Source organism: Acidobacterium capsulatum ATCC 51196 (assembly GCF_000022565.1).
Taxonomy (GTDB): domain Bacteria; phylum Acidobacteriota; class Terriglobia; order Terriglobales; family Acidobacteriaceae; genus Acidobacterium; species Acidobacterium capsulatum.
The window spans coordinates 4046793-4066081 of sequence record NC_012483.1; the positions used below are offsets into that span (position 1 = coordinate 4046793).

The window sequence follows — 19289 nt, forward strand, 5'->3', positions numbered from 1 at the left end:
CAAAAAAAGCAGTCAACCTTGCGGCCCTGATAATAGCCGGTTCCGCGCGATGCCAGTCTACATCGCAACCGCCCGGCGCTGAAGATCACGAGCCGGCCCCCGGCAGCTTATAAGGCACCTGAATGTCATGCCGCGCCTCATTCATGGCGCCGGAGGTGTTGTCATGCGTCTCGAGCGCCTGCCGGTATTCGTTCACCGCGCGGTCGCGCTGGCCGGTGATGTCAAAGATCTTGCCGATCTCGATGTGACTCCATGCCTCGGTCCATTTGGGCTGGTTGTCGCCGCTCAGTGCGTCGCGGTAGGCATTCACCGCGGCCTGATAATCGTGTTGCGCAAAGAGCAGCTCGCCCATGCGAAAGCTCGCGAGCGAGCTTTGCGGATTCACCTTGAGCGCGGCCTGATACTCCGCCAGAGCTCCGGCCACGTCGCCCTGCGCGGCCTTCTGCTGTCCGCGCAGAATGTCCACGCGCACCTGCATATCGGGCGTGTCTTTCAGCACGTGCCAGTCAGGATCGATGCTGATTCTGCTCGGCTCACCAAAGGTCTCAATGTCAAACGGAGTGCTGTTGCCCACCACCTGTACTACGTGATTCACTGTCTTGCCCTGCGTCTCAATGCGCACATCCACCGGCATGTTCAACAGGTCAAGCTGCTGCTCAATCGCGCCCACGGTGCGAAAACCCTTGCCGTTGCCGAGGCGGTAGACATCCCACTTCGTTTTGAAATCGGGCGCGCCGGTGCCGTCGAGCCACTCGGCAAAAAAGGGAACCAGATTCTGCTGCGTATGCGCCTCGGCGGCTTTTTCAAATTGCGCGGTGCTCACATCCTTGCCCGCATATTCGGTGAGCACGGCCTGCAACGCTTTGTTGAAGCTGTCATTGCCCATGACCCAGCGCAGCATGTGAAAGACCATGGCGCCCTTCTCAAAGGTCATCGACTGAAACTGCGGTGAGAAGGCCCCGAGCCGTCCCGCGCTGGTGAGCGGCGTGGTGTCATAGGCCAGCGCTCCGGCGGCTACGTCCTGAATGGCGTTTGCGAGCGCGCCTTCGCCGTCCTGATACTCCAGATACAACAGCTCGGCATAGGTACACATGCCGTTGGTGATCCAGGCATCGTTGAGCGTGGCCGGACTCACCTCGGCGCTCCACCACTGGTGCGCGATGGTGTTGGCCAGCAGGCGAGCGTCATTGCCGCCGCCGATGTGCGCGCTGGCGATGGCCGCGATCCCGGGCGCCCAGTAGGCGGGCACTGTGCCGTTGGGCAGCTCCACAATATTGAGCGTGTTTGACGGCGGCTCGCCAAATGTACTCGTGAAAAAGGCAAATTCATCGAGCGCCGAGGTGCCGTAGCTGCCCTCGGCAGCCTTCTGGTGCGCGGGCGAGACGTAAAGATGAATATTTGCCGCCTGCGGATCAGGCACATCGACCCACTTGCCCACGAGAATGGTGCCGGGAAAGCTGGGCTTCGTCCACGCGAAGTCGTACTCGCGCATGCCGCTGGCGTCTGTCTTGCTGATGGCAACGGCTCCGCTGCCCACCACGGTGTAGCCGCTGGGCACGGTGATGTGCAGGGTCGCGGTGAAGCGGTCGGTCAGGTAGCCGTCCATGGGGAACCACGCGCCGCCATAGAGCAGGTAGCTGGTGTCCGCGTCGATCTTCGCAAGCGTCAGCCCCGGCACCGGGCCTGAAGTTGCGCTGCCGTCGAGCTGGCCCGCGTAGGTGAAGGTCCACGTATAGCTCTGCCCCTTCACCAGCGGCGTAGCGGGCGTGAGCAGCAGCGTGTCATTGGGTCCGCGCTCGCCGGGAATGGCGTTGCCGCTGGCATCGGCCACCTTCTGCACGCGCAGCGCGTCATGCAGTACAAAGCTCGCGGTGGGCAGATCGGCCGTGGGCGTGAAGGTGACCTGCGCGGTGGCCGCGAGGGAGTGCCGGGCCGGCTGCACCGTTGCGTCGATGACGTAGCCGGTCACATCGACCAGCGGCGTGCCCGATTGCGCCGCGTATTGCGCGCGCGCCGACGTGGCGGCCAGCAGCATGCACGCCCCTGCCACGCAGTACCGGATTGCCCCTCGCACGCTCATGCCGTCATCTCACTCTACTCAATGCGGCGCGGCGTTGCAGCATCTCATGCGCTACTTTGGTCACGCGTGCGATGGCGCTGCTGCCGGGGGTGGAGAGCTTCGCACGAACCTCCGCGAGCCCGGTCATCATCTGCTCGCGGGCGCGATCGCTGGCCACGAGCGGCTGCATCTCCCGCACGATGTTGGCGGCGGTGAAGTCATCCTGAATCAGTTCGGGCACCACGCGCCGGTCGGCAATCAGGTTGGCCATGGCCACATGCGGCACCGTAACCACGCGCCTGGCGATGGCATAGCTGAGCGGCGAGACGCGATAGACCACCACAAAGGGATTTCCGATCAGCGCGGCCTCCACCGTAGCCGTGCCGCTGGCCACGATGCTCGCGCGCGCGTGATGCAGCGTGGCGCGGGCGTCCGCCACGACGGTGATGCGGGGGGCCTGGTCATGTGCGGCGTCATGGGCCGAAGCCGTGAGCGCGGCGAGCATCTGCCGCACATGGCCGCGCTGCGCCTCGGTGAGTGTGGGCGCGAGCGGCAGCACGTATTCGTGCTCATGGCCGAGCTGCTTTGCGGCGGCGATCATCTCGGGCAGGTTGAGGCGAATCTCTTTGCCGCGGCTGCCTGGCAGCAGGCCCACCCAGTGCTTCGCTGGGTCGAGATGGTGCGCGGCGGCAAACTCCGCGCGCGTGATGGTGGGCAGCGGCACCTCGGTGAGCGGATGCCCGACAAAGTCGGCCTGCACGCCGTGGCCCTGATAAAACGCCTCTTCAAACGGGAAGATGACCAGCATGCGATCCACATAGCGCTGCACCTTGCGGATGCGGTACTTCTTCCACGCCCAGAGCTGCGGCGAGACAAAGTAGAGCACCGGCGTGCCCTGCTCATGCAGCGTGCGCGCCAGCGACAGATTGACGTCAGGAAAGTCGATAAGAATGGCGAGATCGGGCTTGCGCTCGATGATGGAGCGCTTCAGCTTGAGGTATTCGCCATAGATGCGCGGCAGGTGGCGCACCACTTCGGTGATGCCCATGACGGCGACATCTTCAGCGCGCACAATGCGCTCCATGCCGAGCGCCTGCATGCGCTGCCCGCCCAGGCCAAAGAAGCGCGCATCGGCATAAAGCGCGCGCAGCGCCGGAATGAGCGCGGCACCGTAGTGCTCGCCCGAGGCTTCGCCGGCCGAGAGAAAGATATTGGGAGCAGAGGACATCGGCTGCCCCTATTGTATTGGGACTCGCCGTCCGGGCATACGCGCCTTCGGCGCCAGGGCGTGCCGGGGTTGTGGTCAGTTGTTAGTCCCCAGTTGTCAGTCCACAGTTGTCAGTGATCGGTTGCCAGCTCTCAGCGCGCTGTCCAACGGTTTTCTTTCGTCAGCGCTCAACCTTTTCCTCGCGTCATTCTGAGGCCTGTTTTTGGCCGAAGAATCCCGGCGATTCCGCGCGTACCGATGCCATCTCAGGTTTCTCCCATCCTGCCGGCAAGTGCGTGGGAGAAACTTTGAGCCGTATTCGCTGCCGAAACATTGCCGGGATTCTTCGCCTTCGGCTCAGAATGACGCATCGTTGAGAGGGACTGGTAACTGGGGACTGGCCACTGGGGACCGGTAACCGCCCGCTGACAACTGACAACCGGGGACTGACAACTGTTCACTGCCCGTGCTGATACACCCGCACCCAGTCCACCAGCATGGTGGCGGGGAACTTCGTCGTGGCGTCAGGATTGCCCGGCCAGCCGCCGCCAACGGCGAGGTTGAGGATGAAGAAATATTTGCCGTCATCAAAGGGCCAGCGCGCGCCCGGCGGCAGGTCGGCCGGGGTTTCGGTGGCGTAGATGTTCCTGGGGCTATCGACGTAGAACTCGACCTTCTTTGGCGACCAGATCATGCCGTAGACGTGGAACTTCTTATAGAAGTTCGCGTGGCTGGGCAGGGAATAGCGGTGGGTGATAATGTGCCCGATGAAGCCGGGGCCGTGTACCGAGCCATAGACGGTCGCGGGCGTCTTGCCGATGTTCTCCATGATGTCGAACTCCCCGCACTTCGGCCAGCCAACCTGCTCGATGTTGTCGCCGAGCATCCAGAAGGCCGGCCACATGCCCTGCCCGCGCGGAATCTTGATGCGCGCCTCCATGCGCCCGTACGCGAAGCTCCTGAGGCCCTCGGTCTTGAGCCGCGCCGAGGTGTAGACGCCGGGCCGTGGCTCGCGCGCCGCGATGTGCAGCTTGCCGTGGCTCACCCACACGTTCGGCTGCCGCGCGTGGCAGGGGCCGCGGTTCGAGCCGTATCCGCAATAGGTTTCGAGCTCCCGGTTGCCGTCTTTGCGCGGGCCGGTGTCGTAGGTCCAGTTGGACGGGTTGGGCTGGCGGCTCGACTGGCGAAAGTTGTCGGCCCACACCAGATGCCACGCTGCGGTGGCGGATGTGCCGGGCGATGCGGGCGCGGCCAGCACGGCAGCGGGAGAGAGGGCGAGCAGCAGCAGGGGCAGCAGACGGAGCGGGCGCAGGAGTGTCATGTTCATAGGCGGAAGAAACAGCCACTTGTTTATACCCTGCGGGAGGGTGCGTCTGGCAAGAGCGTGCTTCGATCTCGTTCATAAAACAAACCATTGTCTCTGCAGCCCGCTCGCACATGGCCTTGAGGTCAAAGCCGTCCTGGCCGTAGCCGGGGGTCTCCCATGGCCTGGAGGCCTGGGCGGCTTTGCGCTCGGCCTCCTTTTGCGGAATGAGGTCGCGGCGCAGCAGCGGCAGCAGAGCCTGTGAGAGCGTGGGGGCGCGGCGTTCTTCGGCTCGGCGCTGCTCTTCGGCGGACTCGCGCTCAAGCTCAACCATGAGTTTGATGAGCGAGACGCTGCCTTCGCAGAGCTTGTCCGCATAGGCATTGGCAATCTCTTTTTCGCGCTCGTGCACGGCGGCGAGCAGCGCCTGCGCGAAGCTGCGGCGCGACCAGACGGAGGCGAGAGCTTCGTCTGGCTCGCCGTTTTGGTCGTAGTCGCGCAGCGGATCGTAGGAGGGGTCGAAGACCGCGCCGGGAGCGGGGAAATGCGGCGCAGTGGACGCGGGCCGCGCCGTGTAGGGGCTGTCTTCGTGCGGCTCGCCGGCCATGCTGTCGGGGATCTCTTCGGGATTCATGCCGTGCTCCTTGCTGCTGCCTGATGCTGCGATCTGGCGCTGCGACCTGGCTTGCTTCTTGCTGAAAAAGCGAACGGGACGCCGCGTGTGCAGGCGTCCCGTTCGGGGAGGAGAAGTCTCTATTTTTAGAGTAGCAAGTTTGGGGGAAATTACCGGCAGGGTAATGCTAGTCCCCAGTTTTCAGTTGTCAGTCCCCAGTTGTTAGTGGTCAGTTGCCAGTTGTCAGTCCTCAGTTTTCAGTGGTTAGCGGGGCGGGGATGAGTTGGTGGATGTGTGCAGGGGCTGAAGCCTTGCCCTGGGGGAGACGATCCCACGTCTCAGAAGCGAGACGTGGGGCACCCGGCATGGTGGGAGAAACTTCGGCGGTGATGGTTGGCGGAGGGTTCCTCGGGATTCTTCGCCTTCGGCTCAGAATGACGCATCTGGGGCGCGGGCGGATGGTGCTTGCGTTTGGCCGGAGTGAAGGGGGGGGAATGTGAATGGCGATTCACATTCTGGTGTTTTTCTGGGATTTGGATGGAAGTGGCTGATTCTAAATGACGAAAAATGTGAATATGGATTCACATTGTGCGGGATCGGGTGGAATAGCGCGCGGAATCGATGCTCTGTTTCAAGGATAGCAAGGGGAGGGGGAATTACCGGCAGGGGGAAAGCCAGTCGTCAGTTGCCAGTCGTCAGTTGTCAGTCCCCAGTTGTCAGTGACCAGGGTTGGGTAGAGATGACCCCACGTCTCAGAAGCGAGACGTGGGGCACCCGAATTTTCCGGGCACTGAGCACCAACAACTGGCCATTGAGGGCTAACCATCGAGGACTGACAACTGGGGACTGACAACTGACAACTGATAGCTAAAAGCTAGCAGCTCTCAGCTATTCGCGAGCGACGGCGACATGCCCAGCGTGGGCATTTCCTGGTCTTTGTACTGGAGCTGGTAGAGCTTCCAGTAGAGGCCGTGCAGGGCGAGCAGTTCCTGGTGCGAGCCCATTTCGCGCAGGTGGCCGCGATGCATCACCAGAATGACGTCAGCGCGCTGCACGGTCGAGAGGCGGTGCGCCACGATGACCGAGGTGCGGTCGCGCACCATGCGTTCGAGGGCGGTGCGCACGCGCAGCTCCGTGTCGGTATCGACCGAGGAGGTGGCCTCGTCAAGGATGAGGATGCGCGGGTTGTGGGCCAGCGCGCGGGCGAAGTTGATGAGCTGCTTCTGCCCGGTGGAGAGGCTGTTGCCGCGCTCGCGCAGCATCTCCTGATATTGCGCGGGCAGCGTCTGGATGAACTCATCCACATTGACCTGCTCGGCGGCGAGGCGCAGCTCGTCGTCGGTGATGTGGCCGCTGCCGAGGCGAATGTTGTCGGCGATGGTGCCGCTGAAGAGGAACGGGTCCTGCAGGACGACGCCGAAGTTTTGGCGCAGGCGCGTCAGGTCATGCTGGCGCACATCGATGCCGTTGACCAGCACGCTGCCGTGCTGAATGTCATAGAAGCGCATCATGAGGCCGGTGAGCGTGGTTTTGCCGGCTCCGGTATGGCCCACGATGGCGGCGGTCTGGCCGGGCTCGATGGTGAAGCTGACGCCGCGCAGAATCCACTCGATCTCGCTCATGGCCTCCAGTTCAGCGGGTGTGGCCGTGGCGATCTGCTGCTGCTGCTGAGGCGTGAGGCGCTGATAGGTGAACCAGACGTTGCGGAACTCGATGCGGCCGGCCTCTGAATTGGCCTCGGGGCCGGACGGCTGAGCAGCGGCGGGCTGCGCGGGCGAGACGATTTCAGGCTCGGTGTCGAGCAGCTTGAAGATGCGCTCGCTGGCGGCCATGGCGGCCTGCAGAATGTTGTACTTTTCGCTGAGGTCCTGAATGGGCCGGAAGAAGCGCTGCGCGTACTGCATGAAGGCGACGAGCACGCCGAGATCGACCGCGCCGCGAATGACGCCATTGCCGCCCTGCCAGATGATGAGCGCGATGGCGATGGAGCTGAGGATTTCCACCGCCGGGTAGTAGAGCGCGTAGGCCATGATAGCGTCTTTGAAGGCGTCGAGGTAGCTCTTGTTGATGGACTCGAAGCTCTGGTAGGCGGGCTTTTCCCGGTTGAAGAGCTGCACGATCGACATGCCGCTCACATGCTCCTGCGAGTAGGAGTTGATGCGGGCCAGCGCCGTGCGGATGCGCCGGTAGGAGTCGCGCACATATTTGCGGAAGATGCGCGTGACCAGCAGGATGAAGGGCAGCACGGCAAAGGCGACGAGCGCGAGCCACCAGCTCATGCTGAGCATGACGCCGACGATGCCGGCGAGCACGAAGATGTCTTCAAAGATGGCGAAGACGCCGGTGGTGAACATTTCGTTGAGCGCATCGACGTCGTTGGTGAGGCGGGTGACGAGGCGGCCGACGGGGTTGCGGTCATAGAAGCCGACGTCCATGCGCTGCAGGTGGCGAAAGATTTCACGGCGGAGATCGAACATGACCTTCTGGCCGGTCCACTGGACGATGTATGTCTGCAGCGCCTCTAAAACATAACTAAAGACGAGCGCGCCGATGTAGATGAGCGCAAGCTGCGTGATGCCGTGCCAGGCGTTGCTGCTGAGGTATTTCGCCAGAAACGACTGCTTGGCCGCCGGAGCGTGCGTCATGTATTTATCGACGGCGACCTTGGTGAGGTAGGGCCCCAGCACGTCAGCGCCGGCCTTGAGAATGACGGCGACGGTGGCGATGATGGCGGTCCATTTATAAGGGCCGAGATATTTGAGCAGACGGCCCATGAGCCGGCTGTCATAGGCTTTGCCGGCGACGTCGTCGTCCTGGTGCTGCGCGGGCTTTTTGGCGGCGGGCTCGGCCTGGGGGCTCTTCTGCCGGTTTTCGGGCTTGCTCTGCTGAGGGGGCATAGGCGGTCTTGTCTATTTTACGAGTGCGACAATCTAAGGGATGCTCGGGCTGTACCTCTCGATTCCGTTTTGCCGGTCAAAATGTACCTTCTGCAACTTTGCGTCGGGGGTTTTTCCGGCCAGCTACTTTGACCGCTACGTGGCGCGCCTGGTGGAAGACATGGCGGCGGCGCGGGCGCGCGCGGCCGAGTGGGGCGCGGCGCTGCCGCAGACGGTGGACACGATCTACTTTGGCGGCGGCACGCCGTCGCTGCTGCCTCCGGAGCTGGTGCGGCGGCTGATGGCGGCGATTCGCGACGAGTTCAGCGTGCTGGCTGGCGCGGAGATTACGTTTGAGGCGGCTCCGGCACAGTTGGCCGACGAGACGCTGGCGGCGATGGTGGAGACGGGCGCGAACCGGCTGAGCTTTGGCGTGCAGTCATTTGTGGACGCCGAGGCACAGGCGACGGGGCGGCTGCATGGGCGGGCCGATGTGTTTCGCGATGTGGAGCGGGCGCGCGCGGCGGGCATCGAGGACGTGAGCCTCGACTTGCTGGCCGGGCTGCCGGGGCAGACGCGGGCGACCTGGCGCGAGTCTCTGGATTGCCTGGCAGAGACGGGCGTGGGCCACGCGAGCGTCTACATGCTGGAGGTGGACGACGCCTCGAAGCTGGGCGCGGAGATGCTGGCGGGCGGCGTGCGGTATGGGGCCGGGCTGGTTCCAAACGAGGACGCGATTGTGGCCATGTATGAGGAGGCGGTGGAGCGTCTGGCAGGCGCGGGATTGGCGCAGTATGAGATCTCGAACTTTGCGCGCGCGGGGCGCGAGTCGCGGCACAATCGCCGGTACTGGGAGCGGCGGCCGTACCTGGGGCTGGGCGTGGATGCGCACTCGATGTTGAGAGAAGCCGGTGGCCGTGCGCTGCGCTTTGCCACGACGGATGAGTTGCCGCCTTATTTAGAGGGCGCGGGATGGGCGCGGCCTGAGCCGCTGTCCCGCGCGCAGGAGCTGGAGGAGGCGTGGTTTCTGGGGCTGCGGATGAATGAGGGCGTGAGCCTGGCCACGCTTCGGGCCGAGTTTGGCGCGGAAGCCGTGGGGGCGTTCGACGCGGTGCTGGGCGAGCTGGCGGCGGAGGGTCTGGTGACGCGCGGGGGAGATCGCATCCACCTGACCATGAATGGGCGTCTACTATCGAATGAAGTCTTTGAGAGGTTTTTGGCCGGCGAATCCGTAGATTAGGCGGTCAATTCTGGATGAAGATTGGCGATGAGGAAATAGCGCATTCCTCGACGAGAGAGAGGCGCCCGTTCGTCTTATCGGCCTGGATGAAATTGCCCCAAAGCGCCATAGTGCGCTGTTGGCTCTCACCATCCTCGGGGAATTCAAAGCTGACAGGCTTGATCGATCTGCACTCAAAGAGGAGAGTATGGCTCTTGAGAGTCTCTCTTCTGCGAACGATCTGCACCAGCACCGTTTCGGAGCCAACCCGCTGTGCCTCCATCACCAATGAAATTCAAGGTTATCTTCTCCCTGAATGCTCGCGTCTTTTGGTGGTCATTCCGCTAAATCAGGACTCAAAATACAATCCGATTCCCCAGCCTGTCTCGGCAGCGGCTAGCCTGTGACATCGGTCACTGCTCCTCTACTTCACGCGAGATCATTCTGAGTCGGATGGATGGTTCGGTTATCTTCCACCTGCAAGTCAGAAGAGGAAGCCCTTGCAGGCCTCCCCAACCTCATCCAGAAGGAGAAATACTGTGTCGAAAATGATGAAAGCTGCGGTAGTGCGCGAGTTTGGCAAGCCATTGACGATTGAAGAGAGGGCGATTCCCGAACCGGGTCCGGAAGAGATTCAAGTGAAGATCGAGGCCTGCGGCGTTTGCCACACCGACCTGCATGCAGCCCATGGCGACTGGCCTGTGAAGCCGAATCCACCTTTTGTTCCCGGCCACGAAGGCGTTGGATTTGTCTCTGGCGTGGGCAAGTCGGTCAAGCACATTAAAGAGGGAGACCGCGTGGGCATTCCCTGGCTCTACTCCGCCTGCGGCGTATGCGAGCACTGCCTTGCCGGATGGGAAACACTCTGCGAGAAGCAGCAGAACGGCGGCTATTCCGTCGATGGAGGCTTTGCGCAGTATGCTCTCGCTGACCCCAATTACGTCGCTCACATTCCAGCCAATGTCGATTTCTATGAGATCGCGCCGGTGGTCTGCGCCGGGGTCACCGTCTACAAGGGACTCAAGATGACCGAAGCCCAGCCGGGCGAGTGGGTCGTCATTTCAGGCATCGGCGGCCTCGGGCATCTGGCCGTGCAATATGCCAAAGCGATGGGCATGCATGTGGCGGCGGTCGATGTGGCCCCGGACAAACTGGCTCTCGCCAAAAAGCTGGGCGCAACCCTCACGATAAATGCCAAAGAACAAGACCCCGTGGCCTACCTCAAAAAAGAAATCGGCGGCGCGCACGGTGTACTCGTCACCGCTGTTTCTCCCAAAGCCTTTGAGCAGGCTCTTGGAATGGTGCGACGGGGCGGAACTGTGGCATTGAATGGATTGCCGCCGGGTTCGTTTCCTCTGCCCATCTTTGACATGGTGCTCAACGGCATCACTCTGCGCGGCTCTATCGTCGGCACACGTTTGGATATGAGCGAGGCGCTTTCCTTTGCAGCTGAAGGGCTCGTGCATGCCACCATCGCCAAAGCCAGGCTCGAAGAGATCAATGCCGTATTCGCAAAGATGGAAGCCGGCGGCATCGACGGACGAATTGTTCTTGACGTCAACACGTAGTCATCGCGATCTGCAGTGGCGGCAACGAACGGAACTTTCTGCCGCCTTGCAACTGGTCAGCGACGAAATCCATGCTCCATGCATTGGCCGTGGCTGGAGGTGGGTGGCTATTGTTCAAAATGCCTTACCTGAAATGCCCTCGTTCGACGCTTCACCATGCCTGTGACAACCGTCACAGGCATGGTCAGACTTAGGCCTCATCATGAATTCTGGTATTCGACAGTAGGATGTTTTTATGGGCAGAGCGCGCGGCTACATTCTGGTGCTTCTGGTAGCGATCTGGGCTACGATGCCCGCGCTTGCAAGTCTATGCCCCAGACAACTTCCTCCTTGCTGCCGCGGAATGCGAAATGCGTGCTGCGCGGGCGGTAACGGTTCGGCATTGGAACTCTGCTGCCATCTACAGATGCCTAAGGCCGCCGCCACTCCCGCGGCTGTGGTAAACACAACGGATCACGCCTGGCATGAAGTCTCGCTGGCGGTGCTGGCGAACACTCCGGCACTAGAATCACTCTCCTTCACGCATGAACCGATCAGGACTGAGGCGTCTCCTCCTCATCGGCTGTCTCTCGCTTCGTCCATCCTTCGCATTTAACAACTCCATCCTTAGCGGACTGAGCCCTTCTGCGCCTTTGTTATGGCGCGTGGCCTGACGATGATCTGTCCCTTTCGGATGAGGAGTTATGAAATCTCTTTTAGCAGTTCTCTGCTTGTGCGCCATCGGCCCGTTTGCATGCAGCCTGCAAGCGCAACAAACGGCAAAAACGAATAAGAATGTGTTTGCGTTGCTAAACGCAACGCTGGCGGACGCGCCTCAACTTCCCGACGCCAGCTCTGCGATGACTCTCGATCAGATCGAGGCCATCGCATTGGAGAGAAATCCTGCAATCTCTGTCGCGGTGCGCCGCGTAGTGATGGCCGAAGCGCAGGTGCCTGCCGCCGGCGCACTCAATGATCCGACCTTTATGTATCGGGGCTGGGGCGTTCCGCTCAGTCAACCCTGGAACTACAACCAGGCGCAGAACATGTTCATGTTCAGCCAGTCGCTGCCGGGCCTCGGCAAGCGCAACCTGCGCGCCGGCATTGCTAGATCCGATGTAATGGAAGCAAAAGACGAGCTTGCTGCAACGCGGCTGCAGATGAGAGTGCAGGTTAGGAAGGCATTTTTCAATCTGCTGTTGGCGCAGGATGAACTCCGCATTCACCAGCAGAATGTGGCCATAGCCAGGCAGGCCATTGCGGCCGCGCAAATTCGCTACACCGTCGGCCAGGTGCCTCAGCAGGATATTTTGAAAGCGCAGGTGGCCCTGACGGAGCTGGACGAAAACCTGATTCGCTTTGAACGCGATGCGGAAGTAGCTCGCGCGCGGCTGAATGCATTGATGAACCGGAGTTCTGGAACGGCTCTTCGGGTGACGGGCGGCTACCACGTCGCCGAGCGGTTGCCTTCGATCGAATCGCTGGAGAAGACGGCCCTTCAGAACCGCCCGGATTTGCTCGACGCCGAAACAGCCATCGATAAAAGCCGCAAGCAGGAGCAACTTGCCAAGAAGGCGTATGTCCCTGACGTTACGCTCTCCGGCGGCTACATGCTGATGAACCCTACCTCGTCGATGCGCAACACTTACATGGTCGAAGCGGGTGTCAATCTGCCGTGGCTGAACCGGCGAAAAAACAATGCGGAGATCGCAACTGCTACCGCGCGCGTGACAGAACAAGAAGCAGAACTGAACGATCTCAGGAATGCGGCCTTTGATCAGATTCAGGAGTCGCTGGCGGAAACCCTCGCCGCACAACGGATGGCACGTGTTTACCGGACTTCTCTGCAGCCTCAGGCCGAGACAACTCTGCACGCGGCAGTCATTGCTTACGAGAATAACCAATCCGACTTTCTCAACCTGCTCGACAGCCAGCAGGAAGTCATTCGGATTGATCTTGCATGGCTGCAGGCATTGCGCGAATTCAACTCTCGCCTGGCAGATCTTGAACTTGCCGTTGGCACTCCCATTCCACTCGAGAAGTCTTCCATGCCGGAGGTGAAGCCGTGAGCGAATCCACTTATAAGAGAGCGTTCTTTGTTGCTATTGCTGCCTGCATTGCATTGATTGCCGCGCTTGTATTTCTGCTGCATCGCGAGTTGCCGGCAAAAACTGGTCCCGCGCCTTACAATCCGGTGGTTGCCGAAGGCCCAGAGAGCACGAGCCAAAACGGTAGCACCTCTGTGTCCGCCCCGGGCAATAAACAGCCCTCACTCGCGCCGGTGCATTTGTCTCTGCGGCGTCAACAGGAAATCGGTCTGACGACGGCGTTGGTCGAGCGCAAAGAAATAAGCAATCATCTCCAGGTGCCCGGTAACGTCGCCATTGACGAAGAGCGGCTCTCGTATGTGCAGACGCGCTTTCCGGGATGGATTCAAAAAGTATTTGCAAATGCAACCTGGCAGTACGTAAAGAAGGGCGAGCCACTCTTCACCATTTACAGCCCCGACCTGGTGAGCACAGAGCAGGAGTACCTGCTCGCAAAGCAGAATCAGAAATCACTTCGGCCGGGTGGCAAGGGCACCGCCTCCCAGGAGGGCACATGGCTTCTGGACGCGGCTGAGCAGCGACTGCGGCAATTCGATGTACCGCAAAATGAAATTACTGAATTGATACAGAGCGGCAGGGTGCAGCGCGAGATTCCGGTGGATGCACCGGCTTCCGGCTACATCACCGATCGCAATGCTTTGCCCAACGCTTATGTGCAGCCAGACACAAAGCTCTATACCATCGCGGATCTCTCCACGGTATGGGTTTACGCCAACGTATTTCAGACGGACGTTGGCGAGTTGCGGCCCGGAGATCCGGCTCAGGTAACGGTCGATGCATATCCCGGCCGCACATTTTACGGACGCATCGATCAGATCCTCCCAGATGTCGATCCTGTCACCCGCACTGCGCGCGTACGGCTTGTGTTTCGCAATCCTGGAGTTGTGCTCAAGCCGGGCATGTACGTGAACGTGGATATCAAAGTCCCTCTCGGCGTGCAGCTTTTGATTCCGGCGTCGGGTGTGTTACAGACAGGCACGCAGAACATCGCCTTCGTCGACCAGGGGAACGGATACCTGAAACCGATTCCTGTGCAAGTCGGGCAGCAGGTAAACAACTCGTTCATCGTTCTGAAAGGGTTGAAAGCCGGTGAACATATCGTCAGCTCCGCGAACTTTTTGATTGATTCAGAAGCGCAATTGCAGGCGGCGGTGCAATCTTTCAACCCCTCGCAACCGAATGCTGCGCAACAGAATAGTCGTGCTGCGCAAACAGCACAGATCGCTTTGTCGACAATCCCTTCCCCGCCACAAAAGGGCTCCGATGCTGTGCAGGTAACGCTGACGGGCGCAGATGGCAAGCCGGTATCAGGCGCGCACGTCTCGGCCACTTTCTACATGCCGGCCATGCCCGCCATGGGAATGGCGGCGATGCATGTAGCCTCAACCCTCACAGATAAAGGACAGGGGATTTACGAGGGGTCGCTACGTCTCGGCTCCGGCGGCACATGGCAGGTCACCATCACTGCCAGCCGCGATGGAAAAACCCTCGCCACCAGGCAACTCAGCGTGACCGCCGCAGGAGGGATGTAATGATCAAGCGAACGATCGACTGGTGCGCGCGCAATCCCTTCCTTGTAATCGCGGTGACGGTTTTACTGGCGGCGGCTGGAATATGGTCCATGCGTCAAGTGCCTTTGGACGCCCTGCCCGACATAAGCGATGTACAGGTCATCATCCACACGCAATGGCCTGGGGAGCCGCCGAACGTCATTGAAGATCAGGTCACCTATCCAATTGTTTCCGCGTTGCTGGCCGCGCCCCATGTGAAGGCTGTTCGCGCCCAAACTATGTTTGGTGACTCCTACGTGTTTGTGGTGTTCAAGGATGGAACCAATCTCTATTGGGCGCGCTCGCGTGTCATTGAGTACCTTCAGCAGATTGCCGACAGCCTCCCTTCGAACGTGCACCCCACGATTGGGCCGGATGCCACCGGCGCAGGCTGGGTCTATGAATATGCCATCGTCGACAAGAGCCACAACCAAAGCCTCGCCAGCCTGCGCTCGCTTCAAGACTGGTACTTGCGCTATCAGTTAGAGACCGTGCCAGGCGTGGCGGAAGTCGCCAGTATTGGCGGCTTCGTGCGCCAGTATCAGGTGAATCTTGATCCTCAAAAACTCTTCTCTTACGGAATTTCGGCTTCTACCGTTATCCAGCGCATCCGGCAGAGCACCAATGAAGTGGGCGGGGATGTACTCGATCTGAACGGCGCCGAGTATATGGTGCGTGGCCTCGGCTACTTCAAGACGCTTGCCGATCTTGAAAATATTCCCGTTGCCACAAAAGACGGTACGCCGATCCTGGTACGCAATTTAGGCACGGTCAGCTTTGGGCCCGCTCCGCGCCGTGGTGCCGCCGATTGGGATGGCAAAGGTGAGGTCGTCGGGGGCATCGTCATCATGCGGTATGGAGGCAATGCGCTCAAGGTGATCGACGGTATTAAGGCCAAACTCCACGCCATCGCACCATCGTTGCCTCCGGGCGTGAAGATCGTCACAACTTATGACCGCTCCTGGCTCATTCATAAGTCGATCCATACGCTCGTGCGCGATCTCATCCTCGAAGCCATCATCGTGAGCTTCGTTAGCATCGCCTTCCTTTTTCACTTTCGCTCCGCTCTCATTCCCATTCTCACCTTGCCAATTGCGCTGCTGGCCGCATTCATCCCTATGTATTTCCTCCACATCAGCTCCAACATTATGTCTCTCGGAGGACTGGCTCTGGCCGTAGGTGTGCTCGTCGATGCTGCCATTGTGATGGTCGAGAACGGATATCGCCACCTCGCGGAACGTACAGACCCCGAGCAACTGAATGATGCGGCCCGCAAGAAGATGCTGGTGGGCGCGGCCCAACAGGTGGGTCCAGCGCTCTTCTATTCACTGCTGATCATCGTCGTCTCTTTCCTGCCCGTCTTTCTGCTCAGTTCGCAGGAGGGGCGCATGTTTCGGCCCCTTGCCTGGACCAAGACACTCGCGCTCGTCTTTTCATCCGTGCTTTCCATCACCCTGGTGCCGGCGCTCATGCCATTCTTCCTTCGCGGCAGGCTGCGATCCGAGTCCGAGAATCCGCTGGCCAGAATGACGCAGGCCTTGTATCTTCCCGTATTGCGCTGGTCTCTGCGGCGCTGGAAGCTGGTCTTGATTTTCAGCCTCGCCTTCCTGGCTGCGACTGTGCCGCTCTACTTCCGGCTGGGCAGCCAGTTCATGCCGGCGCTCTATGAGGGGTCGGCGCTCTATATGCCGAGTTCTCTTCCGGGGATTTCGCTGCCTCAGGCGATCGATCTCATGCAGACGCAGGACCGAATCATTCGATCCTTTCCCGAAGTCAATTCTGTCTTCGGTACTGTGGGCAGGTCAGATAGCGCCACTGACAACGCACCTCTGGATATGTTTGACACCACCATCATGCTCAAGCCGCGCTCGCAGTGGCCCAGAGGAATGACTTATGACAAACTAATTGCCGCAATGGATGCCAGGTTACAGTTTCCTGGCGTGACCAATACCTGGACGATGCCCGTAAGAAACCGGCTCGACATGGAGTTGACGGGAATCAGAACCCCGATCGGCATCAAAATTCAGGGGCCGGATCTCAACACAATTCAGCAGATCGGAGAAAACATGCAGGCCATCCTCTCAGGGATGCGGCAAACCTCCTCGGTCTACGCGGAGCGGGTTTCTCAAGGGTTCTACCTGAATGTTGCCGTCAACCGTTTGCAGGCCGCACGCTATGGTCTCACCGTCGGGGATGTCCAACAGGTGATCACCTCTGAAATTGGAGGATCTGAAATTACGCAGAATGTTCAGGGACGAGAGCGCTTCGCCGTGACCGTTCGCTATCAGCAAAGTTTTCGCAATGATCCCGCGGCGATCATGAGAATGCTCATTTCTACGCCGATGGGAGCTCAGATTCCCATTGGCGAGGTGGCTCGCGTCTATTACTCGCGCGGTCCATCGATGATTCGCGATGAAGACGGTTCACTCACTGGCTATCTTTATCTCACGCTGAATAACAGCGACTACGGGAACTATGTCACACAAGTTGACAGGCTATTGAAGAACAAGCTTCACCTTCCGGCTGGCTACACCTGGCGCTGGGCAGGCGAATACGAGTTCGAGGTCCGGGCCAAGCATCGCCTCGAGATTATTCTGCCTATCGTCTTCTTCGTCATCTTCCTCCTGCTCTATCTTGTCTTCCGCTCCGTCGTGGAAGCAGCCGTGTTAATCTTCCCCACGCTCTATGCCTTGTCGGGTGGGCTGCTTCTGCAATGGCTTCTGGGGTTCAACTTCAGCGTGGCCGTGTGGGTGGGCTATATTGCGCTTTTTGGTATCGCGGTAGAAACCGGGGTTGTCATGGTGATCTATCTGCAGGAAGCCTATGACAAATACATGGCGCAAGAGACCGCGATGACCGATGAGAGCCTGCACGCCGCGGTTATCGAAGGCGCCGTGCAACGGCTTCGCCCAAAACTGATGACCGTCACCGCAGTCATTCTCAGTCTCGCCCCCATACTGTGGGAAAGCGGCATTGGCTCTGACGTGATGAAGCCAATCGCCGCCCCCATAGTCGGCGGCATGATCACCTCGACCATCCACGTCCTGATTCTGGTTCCTGTGTTCTTTCTGCTGATAAAACGCCGCGAGATTCGACTGCAACGCAAAAGCGCATCAAGGAAATCGTGAAGATGCTTGAGGACGTTGGGAGTGCGGTCCGCGATCTATGGGAGCCGCGAGGGTGTGGAGCAGGGGCTCACTATTCTGACTGAGCGGCCACTGCCCAGAGAGTTGCGAGAAGAGGTGATCGAAGACACTCTGAATGGATCTTCGGAGGCCGTAAGAGCGTGGCTCGATCACGGCATGCAGATGGATATTTCGAATCGCATGAAGTCCGTCCAGGTTCCCGCCATCGTCATCGTGGGCGATGCTGACAAGGTAGAGAACGAGACTACCTTACGACGGGAACTCGGCAAGTGCATCCCGGAGGCGCGGTTTGAGGTTCCCGGTGTGCTTCGCAGGAGTCACCCCGGCAGCACAGATGGCACTCGCGTTGCTTCACACGATCGTCGCGGCTTCTGCCGTAACAGTTCTGACCAGAGGTACGCATTTATCCTGGTAGCGGCGGGGTGGACAGCATACTTACTGAAACGACAATCACGTTTCTCGGGAATTACTTGTATTCCGAAGTGTCGATGTTCTTATGGCCTAAGAGGATGAGAGCCGTGTTTCAGATGCGGAGGAAGATACGCTTCCGGTACATAAGCGCGATCGGAATCAAGCAGACAAAGACAAATGCAACGGAGTACAGGAGCGATGCCCACGCAGGCCAGGGAAGAACAACGAGAATGCGCAGATAGAGCCAGCGTTGCATCGTAAGATGATGATTCAGATAAATTGCGCTCAAGGTAGACTGCAGAAGTTCCGCAAACATATATGCGGTAATGGGGTTCATTCCAAAAGCAAGCCAGAGATATAAGCCATTCCGATGCTTCCGGACCTCGGTCATCCAGAAGCAGAGCGCAAAGGCGAGAAGAGACCATCCGCCTGCATACAAGACATACGAACTGGTCCAGACCCTCTTGTTGATCGGGAACTCAAGCCCCCACAACGCGCCGGCCGTCAGAGCAATACCCGCTGCCGCCAGGAGCAGCATCAATTTCCTCCGTGGAGCTGCGGCGCTTCGCAACCATCCAGCCGTCATCATGCCGAGCAGCAGGGTGCCCATCGCCGGGATCGTACTCAACAACCCTTCAGGATCACGCGTGCCGGCATAGAGCCTACCCGGCAGCAGAAGACGATCCAGCCAGGCAACCAGATTGGCATTCGGGTCAAGAAAGGGTATATCTCTGCCGGGCAGGCCGTAGCCCGGTACGGGAACCCAGCGCATCAGCGCCCAATACCCAACCAGCGCCGTCGTAAAGAGCAAGGCCTGCAGCCAAACACGCCGCGAGAGCAGATACAAGAGGCTGCCGAAGAGATAGCAAATCGCAATTCTTTGCAGCACGCCATAGATGCGCAAAGTGCCGAAGTGAAAATAAGGAAAACCGTTCACGACAAGCCCAAGTAGAAAAAGAATCACACTCCGCCGCAGGGCGTGAGCGGCGATCAAGAGTCGCGATTGCCCGCGGCGCAGCCGTGCTTCGGTGGAAAAGACCAATGAGATTCCAACCACAAAAATAAAGGTGGGGAAAACCAGATCGGTAGGCGTGAAGCCATTCCATTGTGCATGCTTGAGCGCCCAGAATGCGTGCGCCTCATCTCCATTGTTGTTCACGAGGATCATGAAAGCGATGGTGATCCCACGCAGCAAATCGATCGACACCATGCGTTTCGCATTCACTACCGTATCTTGATGCTGCTTCATC

General features: G+C 59.8%; 10 protein-coding genes. 5 read left to right on the forward strand and 5 right to left on the reverse strand.

Translation table 11 applies throughout. The features are described from left to right. Positions 1-85: 85 nt before the first annotated feature. From ACP_RS16680 to ACP_RS16705, 4 genes are all read right to left on the reverse strand, one after another. The gene (locus tag ACP_RS16680; RefSeq protein WP_015898515.1) at positions 86-2035 is read right to left on the reverse strand and encodes a tetratricopeptide repeat protein; all 1950 of its coding nucleotides are present in this window, start codon (positions 2033-2035) and stop codon (positions 86-88) included. 49 nt (positions 2036-2084) lie between these two features. Then, positions 2085-3287, reverse strand: a complete 1203-nt coding sequence (gene lpxB, locus ACP_RS16685; protein ID WP_015898516.1) for a lipid-A-disaccharide synthase — start codon at positions 3285-3287, stop codon at positions 2085-2087. Positions 3288-3723: 436 nt separating this feature from the next. After that, a complete protein-coding gene (locus tag ACP_RS16690; RefSeq protein WP_052294851.1) occupies positions 3724-4587 on the reverse strand; it encodes a glycoside hydrolase family 16 protein in 864 nt (287 codons plus the stop codon). Between the two features lie 1479 nt (positions 4588-6066). Beyond that, positions 6067-8079 (reverse strand): ABC transporter ATP-binding protein, encoded by a 2013-nt coding sequence (locus ACP_RS16705; protein ID WP_015898518.1) that lies wholly within the window; start codon positions 8077-8079, stop codon positions 6067-6069. A 40-nt stretch (positions 8080-8119) separates the two neighbouring features. Here ACP_RS16705 and hemW point away from each other — a divergent pair, with 40 nt between their 5' ends. The 5 genes from hemW (at position 8120) to ACP_RS16735 (ending at position 17610) form a co-directional block, all read left to right on the forward strand. Next, positions 8120-9298: a radical SAM family heme chaperone HemW gene (gene hemW, locus ACP_RS16710; protein WP_015898519.1), complete on the forward strand. Its 1179-nt coding sequence runs from the start codon at positions 8120-8122 to the stop codon at positions 9296-9298. 527 nt (positions 9299-9825) lie between these two features. Beyond that, a complete protein-coding gene (gene adhP / locus ACP_RS16720; protein WP_202944479.1) occupies positions 9826-10845 on the forward strand; it encodes an alcohol dehydrogenase AdhP in 1020 nt (339 codons plus the stop codon). Between the two features lie 683 nt (positions 10846-11528). Continuing rightward, a complete protein-coding gene (locus ACP_RS16725; RefSeq protein ID WP_015898522.1) occupies positions 11529-12893 on the forward strand; it encodes a TolC family protein in 1365 nt (454 codons plus the stop codon). Next, complete coding sequence (locus ACP_RS16730; RefSeq protein ID WP_015898523.1) at positions 12890-14464, forward strand: FixH family protein; 1575 nt, start codon at positions 12890-12892, stop codon at positions 14462-14464. The genes ACP_RS16725 and ACP_RS16730 overlap by 4 nt, the downstream gene beginning before the upstream one ends. Continuing rightward, a complete protein-coding gene (locus tag ACP_RS16735) occupies positions 14464-17610 on the forward strand; it encodes an efflux RND transporter permease subunit (protein WP_015898524.1) in 3147 nt (1048 codons plus the stop codon). Before ACP_RS16730 ends, ACP_RS16735 begins: the two co-directional genes overlap by 1 nt. Positions 17611-18151: 541 nt before the next feature. Here ACP_RS16735 and ACP_RS16745 read toward each other — a convergent pair. Next, positions 18152-19288, reverse strand: coding sequence for an acyltransferase family protein (locus tag ACP_RS16745; RefSeq protein WP_015898525.1), 1137 nt, complete (start codon positions 19286-19288; stop codon positions 18152-18154). Position 19289 lies beyond the last annotated feature (1 nt).

Bases quoted from the DNA above. Each gene is read 5' to 3' on its own strand.
- ACP_RS16680 (WP_015898515.1), bottom strand. From the start codon at position 2,035: ATGCTGCTGGCCGCCACGTCGGCGCGCGCGCAATACGCGGCGCAATCG.
- lpxB (WP_015898516.1), bottom strand. From the start codon at position 3,287: ATGTCCTCTGCTCCCAATATCTTTCTCTCGGCCGGCGAAGCCTCGGGC.
- ACP_RS16690 (WP_052294851.1), bottom strand. From the start codon at position 4,587: ATGACACTCCTGCGCCCGCTCCGTCTGCTGCCCCTGCTGCTGCTCGCC.
- ACP_RS16705 (WP_015898518.1), bottom strand. From the start codon at position 8,079: ATGCCCCCTCAGCAGAGCAAGCCCGAAAACCGGCAGAAGAGCCCCCAG.
- hemW (WP_015898519.1), top strand. From the start codon at position 8,120: ATGCTCGGGCTGTACCTCTCGATTCCGTTTTGCCGGTCAAAATGTACC.
- adhP (WP_202944479.1), top strand. From the start codon at position 9,826: ATGATGAAAGCTGCGGTAGTGCGCGAGTTTGGCAAGCCATTGACGATT.
- ACP_RS16725 (WP_015898522.1), top strand. From the start codon at position 11,529: ATGAAATCTCTTTTAGCAGTTCTCTGCTTGTGCGCCATCGGCCCGTTT.
- ACP_RS16735 (WP_015898524.1), top strand. From the start codon at position 14,464: ATGATCAAGCGAACGATCGACTGGTGCGCGCGCAATCCCTTCCTTGTA.
- ACP_RS16745 (WP_015898525.1), bottom strand. From the start codon at position 19,288: ATGAAGCAGCATCAAGATACGGTAGTGAATGCGAAACGCATGGTGTCG.